Source organism: bacterium, assembly GCA_029210965.1.
In the GTDB taxonomy this organism is placed as follows: Bacteria; BMS3Abin14; BMS3Abin14; order BMS3Abin14; family BMS3Abin14; genus JALHUC01.
This window is the reverse complement of record JARGFZ010000011.1, coordinates 49129-67368: the sequence shown is the minus strand read 5'-3', so window position 1 is coordinate 67368 and position 18240 is coordinate 49129. Positions and strand designations below refer to the sequence as shown.

The following is an 18240-nucleotide window of genomic DNA, read 5'->3' as shown; positions in this document are numbered from 1 at the left end:
AGGAGCAAAAAGCCGATTACGGACTTTTTGCGACCCTGTCAAGATCAAGCCTTTAATTCTCAATTCGTAATTCTTAATTCGAAATAGACCTTAAACGTTGACGCCCGGTGAGTTTCTGAAGGACAATCACGGGTCATGATCGATCTGCGCTACACACTGGACCAGAGGCCGCCTCTGGCCAAAAATTTCCTCTACGCCATACAGTGGCTGGTAGTGGTGCTGCCCCTGGTGGTTATATCTGCTCGCCTTATGGCAGCCTTTCTTAATATGGAAGGGGCTGAGGCTTCGGTCCTTTTCCAGAAGATGCTGCTTCTTGTGGGCATTGTCACTTCAGTCCAGTGTTTCAGAGGGCACAGGTATCCTCTGGTAGATGGTCCCTCTGCTGCCCTGCTGCTCTCCGTGGCCGCGCTTGCATCTGGGGGTTATGGTGCGGTGCTGGGCGGGATGCTCACCGGAGGTCTTCTCCTGTTTCTTCTGGGAGCAGCAGGTATGGTGGACAGGTTGACAGCCTTGTTTACCGGACGGGTTGTGGGAGTGGTTCTGATCCTTATATCCCTTACCTTTCTTCCATACCTGTACCCAATGGTCATCGGGAAGGGACCGGGCCGGCCCAACGGGGATCCTGTCACCCTGGTTGTGGCACTTGTAGTAACGTTAGCTATCATATTGATATCAAGCTACGGAAAGGGCTATTTCAAGAACCTTTCCATTCTTCTGGGTATCTTGTTGGGGTACGGTATTATGGCGGCGGGGGGAAGGCTGGACCTGTCTTTTGTTAGCAGCGTACCCTTTCTGTCTGTTCCCTGGCCGTTGCACGGACCTCGTCTGGAGTTTTCCTTTGCGGGAACCATCTCCTTTTTTATGGCCAATCTGGCTGTCCTCATAAACGGGCTTGGCAGTTTTACCGCTGTGTCCAAGGTGGTGGGAGATGAGAATCTGGAAAAGCGGGTTAAAAGAGGGATCACATTGACGGGGGTGAGCGGTATGCTGGCGGCCCTGACGGGGACACTGGGAACGGTGAGTTACTCCCAGAGCCCGGGAGTTATCATGGTAACCCGTGTGGGCAGCCGATATCCGGTTCTTCTTTGTGGGATCATAATGTGTGTTCTTTCATTTTTCACCAGGTTTACTGCGATCCTCGTCAGCGTGCCGGAGGGGGTGGTGGGAGCGGCGCTTCTTGTCACCCTGGCAGCCATGGTCGGCCTGGGTATCTCTATAATAGGCGGTGAACCGGGTGGAGATACCATAAGGGATCACCTGGTGGTAGGGCTGCCCTTGCTCCTGGGAACCAGCGCATCAATGTTGCCTTCGGGATTTCTGGAGATGCTTCCCAACGCTGTGAGGGGAATTGTGGGCAACGGACTCATCGTGGGGATAACAGCGGTACTGAGCCTTGAGCACCTTGTGCTCAAGGAGTCCAGGGTCCAAGATCCTAAGTCCAAAGTTTAGGCACCTGCATAACAGCGAATGTTATAGTGTGACCCAGCATGTTGAACCTGGAACCCGGAACTGCGATATGCGAGCCATGCTCCTCGAAAAACCTGCTCCAATTTCAACCTCCCCTCTGAAGAGGGTTGAGATAGACTCTCCTGTCCCCGAGCCGCATCAGATAGCCGTAAAAGTCGCCGCGTGCGGAGTATGTCATACTGACCTTCACACCGTGGAGGGAGACCTGCAGCTTCCCTGGCTTCCCCTGATCCCCGGGCATCAGGTGGTTGGAAAAGTTGAAGTCCTCGGTAAAAATGTTACGCGGTTCAAGGTGGGGGACAGGGTCGGTATTGCCTGGCTGCATTGGACATGTGGCTCCTGCAGGTTCTGCACTTCAGGCAGAGAGAACCTGTGCCCTGAGGCGCAATTCACAGGCTTTCATCATAACGGCGGGTATTCAGACTTCGTCTGTGCTCCCGAAAAGTTCGCCTATCATCTTCCGGAAGGTTTTTCGGACATTCAGGCTGCGCCCCTTCTTTGTGCCGGTATCATCGGGTACAGAGCGCTTGAACTGACGGGAATCCAGGCCGGAGGGCGGTTGGGCCTTTACGGGTTCGGTGCCTCGGCTCACGTTACTATCCAGATAGCGCGTCACAGGGGAATTGAAGTCTATGTGTTTTCGAGAGGGGAGGGTCACAGAAGGCTGGCTAAAGAGCTGGGTGCTGTCTGGACCGGGCAGGTGCCTGATCGTCCACACGACCGTCTGGATGCTTCTATCATATTTGCGCCAGCAGGGGACCTGGTGCCGCCGGCGCTCGAAGCCCTGGATCGTGGCGGGACCCTGGTCCTCGGTGGGATCCATATGAGCCCTGTTCCCGTCCTGGATTACAAACGCCATCTGTACTGCGAAAAGACCCTGCGAAGTGTCACAGCCAGTACGCGCAGGGACGGGCAGGAGTTTCTGGAACTTGCCGCTTCGATCCCGGTGCGTACGCAAGTTACAACGTACCCTCTGATGGAGGCAAACCGGGCACTGCGCGATATCAAGGAAGGGAGAATAGACGGAGCTGCAGTACTCATTCCATGATGTCCTTTACAGCGGATGGGTACTGCAGCTTCGTCTAGTACCTGGTACCTGGTGTCTGGACCGGCACGAATAAGGAAGGGAGAAGGAAAAATGATTTACGCATTTATTCATCCTCCCTCCTGCATCCTGTCTCCTGGCTCCTGGGTACTGGGTACTGGGTACTGCTCTTAAATCATCGTATTCCCGCCGTCAACGGGCAGCCAGGTCCCGGTAATAAACCCGCTATAGCTGCTCGCGAAGAACAGGACCGCGCCGGCAACATCCTCGGGCAGCCCGATGCGCCGCAGGGGCGTATGGGCTGCCGCTCCAGCTTTAGATTCTTTGGGCATCCAGGATGTCGCATCCGTTTCGGTCAGTCCCGGAGCAACCGTGTTGACCGTGATCCCCTGAGGCCCCAGTTCGAAAGCGAGGGCTTTCGTAAAGGCGTCCAGCCCCGATTTGGCAGTGGTGTGGGCTACAAATCCGTTTCCAGGAGTGCGGGAAAGGCCGCTGCTGATGTTAATGATCCGTCCCATGCCTTTTTCCGCCATACCGGGAATGACAGCCTGACAGCAGTTAAAGGATGATCCTATCTCACCACTCAGTTTCCCATGCATCTCGTCCCACACATACTCTCCGAAAGGTTTGACCGGAAAGCCTATGTTTGCGTTGTTGACAAGGATGTTTACACTTCCCAGGCCACTTTGAACTGCGGCGATCATTTGATCTACCTGTGCACGATCACGGACGTCAGCCTGTACAGGGAGGGCTTTGCCGCCTGACCCACGAATCCGACCCACAACCTGGTCCGCAGCTTCTTTATTACCGAGATAGTTGACACCTACGGAGGCCCCGTTGGCGGCCAGCAATTCACAGCATGCCGCGCCGATCCCCCGGCTGCCTCCTGTGACCAATGCAGTCAGTCCTTTCAGGGTCATGACGATCTCCTTTCTATTAAAGGGTCGCAAAAAGTCCATTATAGGATAGGCTTTTTGTTCTACGGAAAGCGAAAAACGTGGTTTCCGCTTTCCTCACGAAGACTGCTGTTATATCGCGAAAGTCCAGGCGGGTCTTTCGCTCAACGGGAACCGTAACGCGCGGTTTTCGGTTCCCTCACGGATCGATGATATTGTGATCGATCATCGATCCGGGCGCCGTTCCCAGGCGCATTGGTAATTGATCCGGGCGCCCCAAACGGGGGTGCGTTGATGATTTTGAAGATACAATCAAGATTGGCGATATCATCTTGATACCATACGTGTTGAAAGTGCTGCAGCAACTGCACCCATAGCCATTATGATGGACATGAGGATAAAGCTGACCCGGTAGGTGGAAGTCAGGTCTCTCACATGACCAATGAGAGGGATGCCGAAGAAGATTCCCAGGTTGAAGATCGTCGTCATCAAACCGAAGGCGGCCCCTGCCCTGGCTGGAGGAACCACCTCCCCGATGATAGTGAACACAGCAGGCGGAACCATGGATATCCCGATGCCCAGGAAAAGAGACCATACTATGATCATGGTGTGGTCCGGTGTCAGAATGAGAAGGATGGCTGCCGAGGCCACCGCGCAGCCAGCAATAAGCAGGGACCATCGCAGTCCGTAACGGTGCATGGCGAAACCCGCCACAGGGGTTAGAAAGATGGAAAGAAGCATGGGCAGACTGCCTGAAAAACGCGCCGCAGAAGGCACCATGCCACCCCCGGTGAAGTGATCTATGGCGTAGGTAAAGTAGGCGAGGATGGATATGTTAAAGAGGACCCACACCAGGGATATCAGCCAGATAGCCCCACCCAGGGGCGGCGGTTTTTCCTTTTCGGCTGCAGGGGCTTGCCTTAAACCCTGCTGGGGGTCGGCATAAGTGAGAAAGAACGCGGTCATCGCCACAAAGGAGAAGGAGGCCGTGGCCATAAAAACCACGGGAATGCCGAACCTGCCGGCAAAAAAGCCGAGAAGGTTAAAGGCTGCAATAGTCCCAATGGGTACCGCTGTGTTGAAAATACCCATTGCCATTCCCAGTTCCCGTCCGTGAAAAGTGCGTGCGATGATCTGTGGGGCTACGACCACCAGAACACCGCCGCCGATGCCCGAGCAGAGCCTCCCAAGATAGAGGAACCACGGGTGAAGGGGTACCATGAGAAGGGCCCCCACAGTGAGCAGCGCCAAAGACCAGAGGGCGACACTCCTGGGTCCGATGGTATCGGAGACCCTTCCCCCCGGGATGGCCAGAAAGATACCGGGCAGGGTGAAGAGTCCCATGAGAACTCCCACCTGTGTATGTGTGAGGCCTATTTCAGCGATCAGCCTGGGAAGCAGGGGCGGGATCATCTGCAAATTGAGACCGAATGCAAGCACGGAAAGGTGGACCAAAAAAAGGATCCACCATCTGGAAACGGCTGGAGAGGAAGCGTGAGCAGTCTCGGTGTGCATCGTGTCACTCTATAGGTGGATGACAGCTCTAGGCAAGAGAGAAATCAATGTTCAAATTCTGCCACTAGACCGCTCGTGAATGAGTGTTTGCGTAATTGCGTAAGATCTGACACAGGTACGCAATCACGCAATCACGCACACACGCACACACGAAGATTCCCCCTTTATGCTATAAACGTACAATCATGAATGATGATAAAAACCGGAAGCAACCTGCAGCCGTTGTAACCGTTGAAGGCATTGGTTCCTACCAAGTCCCAACGGGCAGAAACCTGCGTGAGACTTTGCGAAGTGAGGGTGTTTATGTGGACGGGACCTGTTCCGACAATGGCACCTGCGGGCGCTGTGTTGTGCGGGTTGTCAGTGGGGATGCCGGAAAACCCACCCTTCAGGAAGCCGGCCTGCTGGGAGAGCGGTCAGCGGATCACGAACATCGTCTGGCCTGCCGTGTCATTGTAAACGGGGATCTGAATATCTCCATTGACCAGGAGCGTATGCTGGAGGTGGACCTTACCGGACGGTGGAAAGAGGTTTGGGGCTCACCCCTCTGGCGGCCGGATCTTATTTCCACCGATGGCACCGGTTTCGGAGTGGCGGTAGATATGGGGACAACATCCATCGTCGCCGCTCTGTTCGATATGTCCCACACGCGACCACTGGATATAAAGTCAGCGCCAAACCCTCATTTACCCTGGGGGGAGGATATCATCTCCCGAATGGATGCTGCGGACGCAGACAGCGCCCTGGTTCCGCGTTTTAGTGAGCTGATCTGGACCACTGTAGGGGAGTTGATACGGTCTCTTTGCCTGAGAAGCGGTGTGTCCATAGGAAGGGTCACCAGGGTGACCGCGGTGGGTAATAGCGCTGTGCACCACCTTTCATTGGGGCTCCCGGGAAAAACCCTGCTCCTGCCCCCCTACGTGCCTTTCGATGGAGCTGCGCGCACGGACCGGGCCCTGGATCTCCCCTTTAATATGGGGCTGGGGAGGGATGCGAAAGTCTATTTTCCACCCCTCGTAGGCGGTTACGCAGGGAGCGACGCCCTGGCCTCTACTCTGGCTGTAAAGAACACAGGAGTGAAAATTGGGGCCCTCATTGATGTTGGAACGAACACCGAGATCGCTGTCTGGAACGGAGATGAGATCCTCGTAGCCACTGCCCCCTCAGGACCGGCCTTCGAGGGAGGGCATATAAAGTCGGGTATGAGGGCGGTTGAAGGAGCAGTCTGGCGCGTTGAAATCAAAGAGGGGACCCTCCTCACAGAGGTTATAGGGGAAGGAACAGCAAAGGGAGTTTGCGGGACAGGGATCGTGGATGCCATCGCCTCTATGCTGCGTTCCGGCATTGTGGACAGCACGGGACTGATTGTTGAGGGTTCTCACCCACGGGTGAAGGATGGAAAGTTCGTGATCGGCGGGGAGGACGCCCGGGAGAACGACCTGGAAAAGAACAGTGTGGCTCTGAAAGGTGAAGATGTGGCCACGGTGCAAAAAGCAAAGGCAGCTATAGCAGCGACCTTTCAGCTTCTCCTGAAAAGTATTGGTCTGGATAAGAGGGACCTTGAGCAGGTGTACCTTGCCGGGGCATTCGGCAGCCGCCTGAACCTGGCCAACGCTGTCAGGATCGGCCTTCTGCCTGAACTGCCGCCGGACCGGTACGTTCTGGCCGGGAATACAGCTATGCTTGGAGCTTCCATGATCCTGTTATCTGAAAAAGCGAAGTTTGAGGGTGAAAAACTGGTAGAGAAAACAATCCATCACAGTGTCGCAGGGGACCCGGACTTCGAAGATCTGTTCATCGATAACCTCTACTTTACCTGACACCACACCGGAGAGGATCCGGAATGTCAGATCTAAAGAGGAATAAACCGTCCAAAGTAAATGCTATCCAACAAACTCAGCCGAACTGTCTGGAAGTTGCGGTAGATTGCTATTAAAATGATAGCATGTTGCCATGGAAAGACCTGGTTACCTGGGCGCCATACAGGCGTTTTCCCTCTACACAGGCAGCATCAGCCAGGTTGAACTGACGGGTGACGGGCCTGACCTCGATGATCTTGAAAGGCAGTTCAGGTCAGTAAACAGCAAGCTGTTTTATGCGATCCCGAACTTCCAGAACCCCTCCGGAATGAGCTACTCCCTGGAAAAACGCCGGAAAGTGGCCCACCTTTGCGGCAAACACGGGATCGTGCTGCTTGAAGACGATCCTTACGGAGAGCTGCGTTTTGAAGGTGAGCACCTGCCGCCCATCGGATCGTTTGGAGATAGCTTTGGTGGAGACAGCCACGGGGGAGAAGGACGTTGGGCAGGCGGCCACTCGATCATGCTGGGCACCCTCTCCAAGGTGGCTGCTCCGGGGCTGAGGGTGGGTTGGGTGGTGGCTCCTGATGAGATCATGGAACGGTTGCTCATTGCAAAACAGGCTGCTGACCTTCACACGAGCACCTTTACCCAGCATCTTGCATGGCAGTACCTTGCCGACAACGACCTGGATGAACATATCGAAGAAATTCGGGAACGGTACCGGGATCAGGCTTCCTGCATGGTCAGGATGCTGGAAGAGCAGTTTCCGGATGAGATCGGGTTCACCAAACCCCAGGGCGGCATGTTCCTGTGGGTGACACTGCCGGAGGGCTGCTCGAGCACAGATCTTTTCAACCGGGCTATCGAAAAGGGTGTCGCTTTTGTGCCCGGTGAGCCGTTTTACGCAGACGGGAGCGGGAAAAACACCATGCGCCTGAACTTCTCCAACGCCGATGAGCAGGCGATCGAGGAGGGGATGAAGCGCTTGGCGGGGTGTTTGAAGGGTTATTTAGCGGAACGCTAAATAACCAGAGCTAAGAGCTAAGTACTGTGTCCTATGACCAAGACCTGGACCTGGACTTAGACCTGGACCAAAATCTTAGAACTTAGAACTTGGAACCCACAGGGGTTTGAACATCTTTTACAAGTTTTCCAATTCAACCAGCACCCCACATAAAATCGAAATTCCCCTTAAAATACAACCATCTAAAGAACTCACCAAAGAACCGGTCACCCTTGGTGACCACCTGCGTCGCCATTGTCTTGAACTTGGATTGTATCAAAAAGATGTCGCTGTTCAGATTGGCGTGACCACCTACACCATCTGGAATTGGAAAAATGGCTAGTCTACGATCGTAATGGGTTGCATGCCGAAAGTCATCAAATTCCTCGGCTACAAGCCGATCCTCTGCCCGGATGATCTGATGGGGAGACTGTCTTGGTACAAGCAAGTCAACGGACTGTCTTTGGAAAAACTTGGTGCCGACATGGGCCGTGACCCGGAGCAGCTATCCGACTGGTTGAGTGGCCGGCACAAACCCTGCCAGCGAAATCGGGAGGAAATTAAGCGTTTCCTGGAAGGGCTTTCGATGGGGACGTAAGGTTGGCTCTGGTTCGTGCTGCGACCTCCGGTCTGCTTCCATCTCCTGAATTGTTTTTGTCGGCGGTGTCGCCTTTCTTGGGCGAACGCCTGATGGTGGACCGGAGCGCCAAAGGGGTAGATTCCACCCTCTGTCTCAGTTCCTCGGAACTGAAACAGGATCGCCCCTCGGCAGCGAATTTTGAGACTATTTCGGAGAACATGCGGCATCCATATGTATTGTTTACAGAAATAAACACTTTTCGGCACAATATGCAAACGATACATATGAGCATGATGCGTCCGAACCTACCTGCTCACTGAGTCAATTAAGCCCAGAAAACGCCTCAGCGTTTGAGTTGAATAGGGCTTTCTTTCCGATCGGGATGCAATGGTTTTCGACTGACGAGCTGAAAATAACGCCACTTTTCGACATAAAGAAATGAATTTCGACTTATGGAGAATGAAAGAGCTGGCAGCCGCATGATCCAGGTGGTCTCACTGCAACCCAGTAGTTGTAGACAAACGACCCTTTCGCTTTTAAGATTTTGGATAGTATAATAGCCTTTAAGAAGCTTAATGAATATTTAATAAATCATAAACGTTGGAGCAAATGAAAAGACAACGGACCTATTCCAAATACGCAAAAGAAGCCGCCAGCCTTATGGGTGAGCAGATCAAACTGGGGCGCAAACAAAAAAGATGGACGGAGAATGAACTGGCCGAGCGTGCCGATATTTCCAGAGCCACGCTGCAAAAGATGGAAAAGGACGATATGAGTTGTGCCGTCAGTCTCGTCTTCGAGGTGGCGATTCTGGTGAACATCCCCCTGTTTGAGCAGGACGCCTACTCTCTCTACAGACAGGTAGAACACATCAGAGACAAAGTGGCATTGCTACCACAACGTATCCGAACGAGACAAAATTCGGTGGACGACAATTTTTGAATTGCCATCTTACAAAATTTCTGAGGATTTACGAAAACCAGTTTTGCCAGGAAATTTGACAACGAAGGGGAAAAGTCCAGTTAATGGTCCGGATAATTTTTCAGAACTGCTTAGTTTTGGTAGGAAGATTTAGGAACCCAGAAAGTTGTGAACATTTTAAAGATGTGATAAATCATTAGCCCTTGTTGTCATACTTATCTGCTTTTTTCTGTTGATGGAAGCTCTGACCTTTTTTTATATATGCCTTCACAGAGGGCATATCTTAGAACGGCATTGCAGGTGGTGACTTTCTCACCACCTACTTCCTGCTACCGGTAAATGCATCGTTCTTTATTCAGTCATACTTTCGAAAAGCAGTGCGACGGCTTCAGCGCCAGGGTCATTATAGCCTTTCAGTCGATCTTCGGAAATATAGCTAGCACGGCCAGCCTTGGCTTTGAGTATCGTAGATGTGTGATCGGCACCAGTACGTGCAGCTTTTGCGGCAGCTACGAAGCCTTTGGGAAGAGCATTAAGCGCAGGGGTGAGTGCGTCTATCATGGTCCGGTCACCCAAGTGAGCACCGCCCACCTCCTGTACCCGTGCTAGTCCAGATTTAAGAGCCTGCGCATTTGTCTGCCCTCCAGATGCGGCATCTCCTACAGCTGAGAAAAAGATCGCTAGCAATACCCCGGATGAACCGCCCATAGTCTGACTCAGCTCTAGCCCAATAGCGCGGTATAGTTGCGTCAAATCCGCTTGCGGTAGTCTGGGAATCGCATCTTTCAAAGCTCGTGCAGCCCCCGCCAGAGTCGAACCAGTGTCTCCATCTCCAGATTGTGCATCCAATGCATTCAGTACAGATTCGGCATTGATGAAAACATCACAGCATCGCTTGATGAACGAGGCAGTTGCCGGATTTTCCGAGGGCATTGGCGTAATTGGGGTCAACCCGTCGGGAATGGGATGAACGACCGGGGCGTTAAGGGGCAGGCATCCGGGCCAGGCGGCCATGTCCACCGGGGCTTGCAGTAGTACCAGATCATCGCCACTTACCGGCATGAGCGACACCGAAAATCCGCGCATGTCGAGTGAGGTCATCATGGGAGCTGGGCCAACCAGATACTGGATTCCTTCGATGGTGTCGGATTTGGCTAGTTCTTTAGCTAGAACGGTCATTTCCAGGGGGGTTGTCCCGCCCAGATTGTTGAGCAGTGCAACCAAAGGTGCACTGCCTGCGTGGGGCTTCAGCCTCTCCAACACCAGCGCCATAGCATCACTTGCACTGACGAAATCGACCAACTCTATCCCCGATTCCCCATGAATTCCCAGCCCCAGTTCCGCTTTGCCAGCCTTGATCCGTGCCTCTTTGGGCGAGCCGGGGACGCTACAGGTATCAAGAGACATACCAATACTGCACACGTTGCCAATCACCCTCGTTGCAGCATCACAAACCGTATCAAGATCAGCACCCGCTTCAGCCAATGCGCCAGCAATCTTATGCACAAACAGCGTTCCCGCAACACCACGGGCCTGTGGCAGATCCGGCAGAGCGATGTCATCGTCCACGATCACCATGGCAACTTTGATCCCGTAAGCCCGCGCCCGTTCCGCAGCGAGGCCGAAATTTAACCGGTCACCAGTATAATTTTTGACGATCAGCAAACAACCGGCCGGGCCGGAAATAGCCAGTATACCGGCCAACACAGCATCAACCGAGGGCGAAGCAAAAACATCGCCACACACGGCCGCAGTCAGCATCCCCTTGCCGACATAACCCACATGCGCCGGTTCGTGCCCCGAGCCTCCGCCTGATACCAGTGCTACTTTGGATTTGTCCCAGTCATTGCGTAGCACCACCTTGATATGAGGAAAGCCGTCCAGTCGTGCCAACCGCCCATTCGCCGTGCAAAGGGTGCCATCAATCGCCTCTGTCACAAGGGTTTCTTTACTATTGATAAACTGTGCTATGATAGGCCTCCTAACTTTTTATGCGATCACCATTAGCGCCAAAATAAAGCGGGGATTGCGGGGAAATTTTCAGGCTGCTGCCCGGTTGAATGTGCGTGTGCGCCTCGGTCAGGGTGATCAGGTTCAGATCGTTGATCTTTAGATGTAAGCGGGTTTGATCGCCTAAATGCTCAACTCGCATTGCCTGCGCCTCTTGCCCCTCACCCAGGCGGATATGCTCAGGTCGCAAGCCAGTGTTAACAGCTCCTGCAGGCGCACCAGGAAAAAGATTGGCAGGTAAGATGTTGATTTTCGGCGATCCCAACCGGCTAGCTGCGTAAATGCTAACCGGATCTTCGTAAATTTCGCGCGGAGAGCCAAATTGTACCAACTTCCCACAGTCAAGCACCCCAACGTGAGTAGCCATTGTCATTGCCTCGGTCTGATCGTGGGTGACGTAAAGCATGGTCGCACCAAGGCTGGCCTGAATCCGCTTCAGTTCGATACGCAAGTCCGAACGCAACTTGGCGTCAAGCGAACTGAGCGGCTCGTCCATCAGGTATACGCGCGGGTTACGCACCAAGGCTCGCCCGATCGAAACGCGCTGCATTTCCCCACCCGAGAGCTCGGTTGCCTTGTTGTCAAGTTTGTGGGAAATTTGTAGGGTGTTGGCGACTTCGCCCACCTTGCGCGCAATCTCGTCTACTGGGGTACGCAGTATCGGTGATTTCAGCGGAAAGGCTAAATTTTCGCGCACTGACAGGTGTGGATAAAGTGAATATTGCTGGAAAACCATTGCCACATTGCGCTGTGCTGGGGATTGCGCGACGGCGTCAACACCATCGATCATGATTACACCACTATCTGGCTTATCAAGTCCCGAAACCAGCCGTAAGATAGTGGTCTTCCCCGCGCCGGTCGGCCCAAGAAGTACCACGAAAGAGCCGTCTGGCACAGTCAAGGAAACATCAACCAGCGCCACTTGATGACCGAAGGATTTGCTAATGTTTTGTAGGGACACTTCAGCCATCGCTCAATACTCCTTTATTTCCCTCCGACAGCAGCGCCACACCGGTCTTTTTATCAAAAAGAGTGACGGTCCCAGGGCTGAAAGCCAGCCCCACACTTTCTCCTTCGGATGCAGGTTCTCCAGAAGAAATACGTGATTTTACAGTTCCGTTCTGAGTTTGAAGCGTCACGATCTGAGTTGTTCCCAAGTATTCGGTGGCAATGATATCTCCACGATACTGGCTGTTTTGATCAAAAGAAATATGCTCTGGCCGTACACCGAAGACAATATCTCCTTCGCAACCTTGCAGCTGTACGGGAATCTCAAACGCCTGCCCCGCCATTGTAATAGCTGAATCTCCGACATTGACCGATCCCTGAAGGTGCAAGAAATTCATCGGTGGAGAGCCGATGAACTCGGCCACAAACATCGTTGCAGGCCAGTCGTATATATTCTGCGGTACGCCAAATTGTTCAACGCTGCCGTGATTCATGACCACGATCTTATCACCCATTTGCATCGCTTCAAGCTGGTCGTGTGTGACGTAAACCGTGGTAGCACCCATGCGGTCATGCAGGGCACGAAGCTCTTCGGCCATGCGCTCTCGAAACTCAGCGTCAAGTGCTCCCAAGGGCTCGTCCATCATAAAAGCTTTTGGCTCGCGCACAATGGCGCGGCCAAGGGCAATGCGCTGCCGATCGCCACCGGAAAATCCGCCCACAGGCTTGTCGAGAATGGCCTCGATACCCAGCAACTTAGCGACTTCGGCCAATTTGGTCTTGATCTGTGCTTTGGGCATTCCCTGACTTTTCAGAGGGTAGCTGATATTTTGGCGCACATTCAGGTGTGGATAAAGAGCAAACATCTGGAAAACAAAGGCGATATCGCGGTTGCTGGCACGCTTGAGGCTTACATCTTCGCCATCAATGTAGATTTCCCCCGAGGTCGGCAGTTCCAATCCCGCGATCATGCGCAAGGTGGTGGTTTTACCGCAGCCCGAGGGACCAAGAAGCATGAAAAACTCGCCGTCCTCGATGGTGAAACTCGAAGACTTGACGGCAGTAAAATTACCAAAATCTTTGCGGAGGTTTTTGATGATGATTTGCGCCATGATCTATTCCGGAAAATGGCTGACAATGATGAACATCACTGTGCCAGTTAGTGTAACGATGAATGAATAGGTGAAAGCTACCATCCAGAAGGGCTGCATCAGCATAAACACACCAAGTGCGATTATGATCGTGGCAAGCATCTCCCACGCGCTGCGGCGCAACCGCAGCAAACCGCTAATAAACCAACTGATAAAACCACTCATTTGCGCACCGCCCCGAATGTGATTCCGCGCAGCAGGTGTTTGCGCAGCATGATGGTGAAAATCATGACCGGGAGCAGAAAGATCGTGGCTCCCGCCGCCACCGCCGGCCAGTCCTGACCACCAACCCCGATGATGGTTGGGATAAAGGGTGGTGCCGTTTGCGCGGTGCCCGAAGTGAGCAGTACCGCAAAGGCGTATTCATTCCAGGCAAAAATCAGACAGAAAATCGCTGTCGAAGCAATGCCAGTGGCCGCTTGCGGCAACACAACTTTGTAAAACGCCTGAAAGCGAGTGTAGCCGTCAATCAGCGCCGCTTCTTCGTATTCCAACGGTATTTCATCGATGAAGCCCTTCAAGAGCCACACAGACAAGGATAAATTCACAGCAGTATAAAGCAGGATCATGCCCAGATGGGTGTCGCTGAGGCCAAGTTGGCGATACATCAGGTAAATCGGGATAGCTACTGCCACCGGTGGCATCATGCGCGTTGACAAAATAAAGAACAGCAAATCGTCCTTAATCGGCACCTTAAATCGCGAAAATGCATAAGCGGCAAGAGTGCCTAAAAAAACCGAGAAGAAGGTTGAGCCAAAGCCGATGATGACCGAGTTTAGAAACCTCTGTCCATAGCGCGAAGCACCGGCGATCACCATGCCTTTGTCGCGTACGATCTGCTCATACCATGTCTGCGGCGGTGCTATCGTTGCCTCCATGTCTGGTGAGATCCGGGTCTGAGTGGTAAAAAGGTTAACATAGCCTTCTAACGAGGGCTGAAATACCACCTTTGGTGGATATGCGATTGAATCCGCAGGCGATTTAAATCCTGTTGCGATGACCCACAACAAGGGCAACATTGTAACCAGCGCATAGGTTGTTACCAACAAACCGGCGACCCATTTTTGCCGCTTTGACGGCTCGGTGATGGAATATCCGCTCATCGGTCTTTTACCTTATTCAAAGCTTTGACATAGATTGAAGCCATCCCAAAAACTGTAACGAACAGGATCACAGCATAAGCCGAAGCATAGCCGGTACGCCATTTCTCGAAGGCTTCTCGTTTAAGGTCGATCGAGGTCAGGGTCGTGAGCGAGCCCGGCCCCCCGCCAGTCAATTGGACAACAAGATCAAACATTTTAAAGTTTTCGATGCCGCGAAACAGGACAGCAAGCATTAGGAACGGCAGCACCATTGGCACGGTCAGCGTCCAGAATTGCCGCCATTTGCTGGCGCGGTCGATCTCAGCAGCTTCGTAGATTGAATCGGGGATTGACCGCAGTCCGGCAAGGCAGATCAGCATCACAAACGGGGTCCACATCCATGTGTCGACGATCACGATGGCCCAAGGCGCTAAATTGATTGAACCGATCATCGAGAAAGACGAGGGGTCAATGCCCGAGAAGAACCCAACCACGTAATTAAATAGTCCGATTTGCGGCTGGTAAAGGAACGTCCAGAAGTTACCCACCACGGCAGGCGAAAGCATCATGGGAAGAACGATAATGGTGGTCCAAAGGTCATTGCCCTTGAATTTCTTGTTGATCAGATAAGCCAATGTAAAGCCGATCAGAACCTGGAGCAAGATCGTCCAGAACAAGAAGTGTGCTGTTGCCTGCATCGTTTGCCAGATATCCGGATCGGACAAGATGCGTTCATAATTGCGCAGACCGATCGACTTGATCGGGGCGTTGACGCGATTAACCCGGAAATTGGTAAAGCTCAGTCGGATTGTCCAAATCAGGGGGAAGATATTGATCGCCAGAAGTAAAAAAATGCTTGGCCCCACAAACAACCAGGCGATCGTCCGATCAGAAAGCCCTCGGACCCGCTTGGCAACCCCCGGAGGAGTCGCCCGAGCGATACGGTCTATAGTCTTGTCGGCCATTACGCTGCCCTTGCGTTGAGAAATATTGGCTTGAATCCAGAGATGTGCATCTTTGAACTTGGATCAATCGGAACACCCCGCCCAAGGTATGGGCGGGGATAGAGAGTAAATATCAGAGCTTACCTTCATCTTCGAATATTTCTGTCCAGTCTTTGACAAGACCGTCAAGCGCCTCTTTAGCTGTACCTTGACCCGCGATAACATAATTGTGCACCCGGGCTTGCATAGCTAGAAGTAACGAGGCATAGGACGGCTCGGCCCAAAAGTCCTTGACAATCGACATGGATTTCAAGAACGCCTTGTTGTATGGCTTCTTGCTGGGGAAATCCGGGGCTTCGACTATCGAACGCATTGCTGACGCGCCACCCATCTCAGTCCAACGGGCTTGAGTTTCTGGCTTAGCAAACCACTTGATGTACTCTAACGCAGCATCCATGTGTGCGGTATTGGCAACGACCGAAATACCCTGTCCACCAAGCTGGGCGAATTGACCAGCTGGTCCCGCCGGATTAGCAAAATATCCCGTACGATCTCCGCCGACGTTCGGGTCGGCGTTCACGCCGGGCCAAATGAAAGCAAAGTTCATCTGCATGGCGACCTGACCTGATTTATAGGCGTCTATGTTCTCAGACATGTACCAGTCCGACGAGCCTGGCGGCGTGCCGCTTTCATAAAGCGCCTTGTAATATTCAAGCGCCTTCACTGCACCTGGTGAGTTAACATAGCCTTCAATATCATACGGTTTATTCGGGTTCTCATACTTGAATCCATAGTTATACAGGGCATTTGTTATACCCATGGTGATACCTTCTGATCCACGCTCAGTATAGATCGCAGCACCGTAAACTTTCTTGCCGTCGATTTCGCGTCCTTGGAAGAATTGGGCGATATCTTTGAGCTGCTCAAGGCTGGCAGGGACATCCAAGTCATAGCCGTATTTGGCCTTGAATTGCTTTTGTAGCTCGGGTCGGTTAAACCAGTCCTTGCGATAGGTCCAGCCAACCACATCCGCATAAGCCGGCAGAGCCCAGTAATTCGGTGTATTCTTCGGCCATTCGGCATAACCAGTCACTGTTGCCGGCAGGAAATCATCCATTGAAATGCTGTTAGCCTTGAAGAAGTCATTAAGTTTGACATACTGACCATTTTCAGCTGCGCCGCCAATCCACTGGCTGTCTCCGATCATAAGATCGCACAGATGGCCACCCGAGTTCAGTTCGTTGAGCATGCGGTCGGCAAAATTGGGCCAGGGCACGAACTCAAAATGCATTGTGTTGCCGCTTTTGATTTCAAAATCTTTGCTCATTTCCACTAGTGCGTTAGCCGGATCCCACGACGCCCAGCAAACAGTAAGATCTTCCGCTAAAGCGCTGGTCGCGCCTACGACGCTCATGGCGAACACAGCCGTCGAGATTAGAAATTTAGAAATTCTCATAGCTTCCTCCCAGATCTCTCATAGCTTCCTCCCAGATCATTGATGGCGGATGTTGGCGAAATGCCATTTCCCGCAATATTAATTGCGATATTAAATATAAGTGAGGCATGGTCTACGGTCAATACATAAAAGAGGTGCGTACATCATTTTACAGCGGTTACAATCGTGGTTCAGAACCAATAAAGTTATAAGCTGCTGGTTTTTATATCTTCTGGTAAGTTTTCACGGAGAATGATTTCGATGCGAATGCGCTCTTGTGAAGCTACCGTGCCGATTCGTGTTATACGAGCCTTCAAGACACGAATGGAGCTACGAACTAAATGACCAACATCCTGCGCTATGACAGCGTCCATGGTACTATCAACAAGCCGAGCGCGGGTGTATTGAGTCAGCTCATGGCCAATGATGACATATTTTTGCGGTATTCCATGTGTCTCTATCGCCTGAATGGTTTCCGAAATATCGTGATGCATCAGGTAGATGCCAACGATATCCGGGCTGTTGTGAAAAGCTGTCGCGACAATTTTCTCCGTGCGGACTGCATCCGCGTAGGTTTCCACTGAAGGAAGCACATGCAGCTGTGGCGCGTATTTTGACATAATTGCATCAAAGCCCAACCGGCGCTCCAGACTGTCACGCGACTGCATGGTCTCGGTGATGGCCAGAACCGTACCAGGCTGCTCGCCAATAAATCGCGCGAGAAGTTGTCCGGCGGTGCGCCCTGCAGCCTCGTTATTAATACCCATAAAATAAGCATTTTGAGCGTTGGGTTGGCTGGAAGCTAAGGCAACCACGGCGATACCACGAGCGTCCAATTGCAAAATAGCATCACGCACCTGAGCGGTTTCGGGCGCCATGATAGCCACGCCATCCACATTGTTCGACGACAGGCCTTCAATCTCTTGAGCAATACGGTGTGGATCGTTTGCTAGCACGCGGATTATGGTGACGGTTGTGCGCTCATGCACCATGGTATCATTGGCTTCATTTATTGCCACATGGATCATGTCGGTGAATTCATCGTCATGGTCAGGCAGTAAGAAAACGAGTTTATATTCCGTTCTGCGCGCCAGATTAGCCGCCGAGATGTCGCGCACATAGTTCAGCTCCTTGATCGCAGCAGTGACCCGCTCAACCGTAAGCTGTCGCACCCCTCCTCGCCCATTGATTACCCTGTCCACGGTTGCTAGGCTTACACCTGCCACCCTGGCAAGATCTTTGGTTGTTGGTTTATCCATACACCTCTTCTTTTAAAAAGTTATTTTAATCGTGAGCATGAGGCACGTCAATCATATAGGTGAAGTTGGCGCACCCGCTGAGATCTTTGTGCCATGCCCGGGGTTGTTTAAATCATAGCCAGGAACCTCAAAGGAAGGTGGTTCTATCCAATTTTCAAAACTAGAAGTTTATGGAAATCCAG

17 protein-coding genes are annotated in these 18240 nt (G+C 52.5%); 7 read left to right on the top strand and 10 right to left on the bottom strand.

Annotated features, from left to right (window positions below):
* Positions 1–135 precede the first annotated feature (135 nt).
* The gene (locus P1S59_06545; GenBank protein MDF1525908.1) at positions 136–1449 is read left to right on the top strand and encodes a solute carrier family 23 protein; all 1314 of its coding nucleotides are present in this window, start codon (positions 136–138) and stop codon (positions 1447–1449) included.
* A 67-nt stretch (positions 1450–1516) separates the two neighbouring features.
* Positions 1517–2515: a zinc-dependent alcohol dehydrogenase family protein gene (locus tag P1S59_06540; protein ID MDF1525907.1), complete on the top strand. Its 999-nt coding sequence runs from the start codon at positions 1517–1519 to the stop codon at positions 2513–2515.
* Positions 2516–2682: 167 nt separating this feature from the next.
* Here P1S59_06540 and P1S59_06535 read toward each other — a convergent pair whose 3' ends face one another.
* A complete protein-coding gene (locus P1S59_06535) occupies positions 2683–3432 on the bottom strand; it encodes an SDR family oxidoreductase (protein MDF1525906.1) in 750 nt (249 codons plus the stop codon).
* A gap of 303 nt (positions 3433–3735) precedes the next feature.
* The gene (locus tag P1S59_06530) at positions 3736–4923 is read right to left on the bottom strand and encodes an MFS transporter (GenBank protein MDF1525905.1); all 1188 of its coding nucleotides are present in this window, start codon (positions 4921–4923) and stop codon (positions 3736–3738) included.
* A 185-nt stretch (positions 4924–5108) separates the two neighbouring features.
* Between P1S59_06530 and P1S59_06525 the strand changes: the two genes are divergently transcribed.
* The 5 genes from P1S59_06525 to P1S59_06505 all read left to right on the top strand — a co-directional run bounded on the left by P1S59_06525 (position 5109) and on the right by P1S59_06505 (position 9250).
* Positions 5109–6743, top strand: a complete 1635-nt coding sequence (locus tag P1S59_06525; GenBank protein MDF1525904.1) for an ASKHA domain-containing protein — start codon at positions 5109–5111, stop codon at positions 6741–6743.
* A gap of 133 nt (positions 6744–6876) precedes the next feature.
* A complete protein-coding gene (locus tag P1S59_06520; GenBank protein ID MDF1525903.1) occupies positions 6877–7749 on the top strand; it encodes a PLP-dependent aminotransferase family protein in 873 nt (290 codons plus the stop codon).
* Positions 7750–7855: 106 nt separating this feature from the next.
* Positions 7856–8071, top strand: a complete 216-nt coding sequence (locus P1S59_06515; protein MDF1525902.1) for a helix-turn-helix transcriptional regulator — start codon at positions 7856–7858, stop codon at positions 8069–8071.
* Positions 8072–8092: 21 nt separating this feature from the next.
* Positions 8093–8326 (top strand): helix-turn-helix transcriptional regulator, encoded by a 234-nt coding sequence (locus P1S59_06510; GenBank protein ID MDF1525901.1) that lies wholly within the window; start codon positions 8093–8095, stop codon positions 8324–8326.
* A gap of 591 nt (positions 8327–8917) precedes the next feature.
* Positions 8918–9250 (top strand): helix-turn-helix transcriptional regulator, encoded by a 333-nt coding sequence (locus P1S59_06505; protein MDF1525900.1) that lies wholly within the window; start codon positions 8918–8920, stop codon positions 9248–9250.
* Positions 9251–9580: 330 nt separating this feature from the next.
* Here P1S59_06505 and P1S59_06500 read toward each other — a convergent pair whose 3' ends face one another.
* The 8 genes from P1S59_06500 to P1S59_06465 all read right to left on the bottom strand — a co-directional run bounded on the left by P1S59_06500 (position 9581) and on the right by P1S59_06465 (position 18058).
* Positions 9581–11200 carry a dihydroxyacetone kinase subunit DhaK gene (locus P1S59_06500; GenBank protein MDF1525899.1) on the bottom strand — a complete coding sequence of 540 codons (1620 nt, stop codon included), beginning with the start codon at positions 11198–11200 and terminating at the stop codon, positions 9581–9583.
* Between the two features lie 10 nt (positions 11201–11210).
* The gene (locus P1S59_06495) at positions 11211–12209 is read right to left on the bottom strand and encodes an ABC transporter ATP-binding protein (protein MDF1525898.1); all 999 of its coding nucleotides are present in this window, start codon (positions 12207–12209) and stop codon (positions 11211–11213) included.
* Positions 12202–13299, bottom strand: a complete 1098-nt coding sequence (locus tag P1S59_06490; GenBank protein ID MDF1525897.1) for an ABC transporter ATP-binding protein — start codon at positions 13297–13299, stop codon at positions 12202–12204. Before P1S59_06490 ends, P1S59_06495 begins: the two co-directional genes overlap by 8 nt.
* Positions 13300–13302: 3 nt before the next feature.
* Entirely contained in the window at positions 13303–13503 is a 201-nt protein-coding gene (locus tag P1S59_06485; GenBank protein MDF1525896.1) for a hypothetical protein, read from the bottom strand.
* Positions 13500–14441 (bottom strand): carbohydrate ABC transporter permease, encoded by a 942-nt coding sequence (locus P1S59_06480; GenBank protein ID MDF1525895.1) that lies wholly within the window; start codon positions 14439–14441, stop codon positions 13500–13502. The genes P1S59_06485 and P1S59_06480 overlap by 4 nt, the downstream gene beginning before the upstream one ends.
* Entirely contained in the window at positions 14438–15385 is a 948-nt protein-coding gene (locus tag P1S59_06475; GenBank protein MDF1525894.1) for a sugar ABC transporter permease, read from the bottom strand. Before P1S59_06475 ends, P1S59_06480 begins: the two co-directional genes overlap by 4 nt.
* 112 nt (positions 15386–15497) lie before the next feature.
* Complete coding sequence (locus P1S59_06470; GenBank protein ID MDF1525893.1) at positions 15498–16820, bottom strand: extracellular solute-binding protein; 1323 nt, start codon at positions 16818–16820, stop codon at positions 15498–15500.
* 185 nt (positions 16821–17005) lie between these two features.
* Positions 17006–18058: a LacI family DNA-binding transcriptional regulator gene (locus P1S59_06465; GenBank protein MDF1525892.1), complete on the bottom strand. Its 1053-nt coding sequence runs from the start codon at positions 18056–18058 to the stop codon at positions 17006–17008.
* Between the last annotated feature and the right edge of the window lie 182 nt (positions 18059–18240).

What these genes read in the sequence shown, in the direction of transcription:
- P1S59_06545 (MDF1525908.1), top strand. Translation starts at nt 136, where the DNA reads ATGATCGATCTGCGCTACACACTGGACCAGAGGCCGCCTCTGGCCAAA.
- P1S59_06540 (MDF1525907.1), top strand. Translation starts at nt 1,517, where the DNA reads ATGCGAGCCATGCTCCTCGAAAAACCTGCTCCAATTTCAACCTCCCCT.
- P1S59_06535 (MDF1525906.1), bottom strand. Translation starts at nt 3,432, where the DNA reads ATGACCCTGAAAGGACTGACTGCATTGGTCACAGGAGGCAGCCGGGGG.
- P1S59_06530 (MDF1525905.1), bottom strand. Translation starts at nt 4,923, where the DNA reads ATGCACACCGAGACTGCTCACGCTTCCTCTCCAGCCGTTTCCAGATGG.
- P1S59_06525 (MDF1525904.1), top strand. Translation starts at nt 5,109, where the DNA reads ATGAATGATGATAAAAACCGGAAGCAACCTGCAGCCGTTGTAACCGTT.
- P1S59_06520 (MDF1525903.1), top strand. Translation starts at nt 6,877, where the DNA reads ATGGAAAGACCTGGTTACCTGGGCGCCATACAGGCGTTTTCCCTCTAC.
- P1S59_06510 (MDF1525901.1), top strand. Translation starts at nt 8,093, where the DNA reads ATGCCGAAAGTCATCAAATTCCTCGGCTACAAGCCGATCCTCTGCCCG.
- P1S59_06505 (MDF1525900.1), top strand. Translation starts at nt 8,918, where the DNA reads ATGAAAAGACAACGGACCTATTCCAAATACGCAAAAGAAGCCGCCAGC.
- P1S59_06495 (MDF1525898.1), bottom strand. Translation starts at nt 12,209, where the DNA reads ATGGCTGAAGTGTCCCTACAAAACATTAGCAAATCCTTCGGTCATCAA.
- P1S59_06490 (MDF1525897.1), bottom strand. Translation starts at nt 13,299, where the DNA reads ATGGCGCAAATCATCATCAAAAACCTCCGCAAAGATTTTGGTAATTTT.
- P1S59_06485 (MDF1525896.1), bottom strand. Translation starts at nt 13,503, where the DNA reads ATGAGTGGTTTTATCAGTTGGTTTATTAGCGGTTTGCTGCGGTTGCGC.
- P1S59_06480 (MDF1525895.1), bottom strand. Translation starts at nt 14,441, where the DNA reads ATGAGCGGATATTCCATCACCGAGCCGTCAAAGCGGCAAAAATGGGTC.
- P1S59_06475 (MDF1525894.1), bottom strand. Translation starts at nt 15,385, where the DNA reads ATGGCCGACAAGACTATAGACCGTATCGCTCGGGCGACTCCTCCGGGG.
- P1S59_06470 (MDF1525893.1), bottom strand. Translation starts at nt 16,820, where the DNA reads ATGAGAATTTCTAAATTTCTAATCTCGACGGCTGTGTTCGCCATGAGC.
- P1S59_06465 (MDF1525892.1), bottom strand. Translation starts at nt 18,058, where the DNA reads ATGGATAAACCAACAACCAAAGATCTTGCCAGGGTGGCAGGTGTAAGC.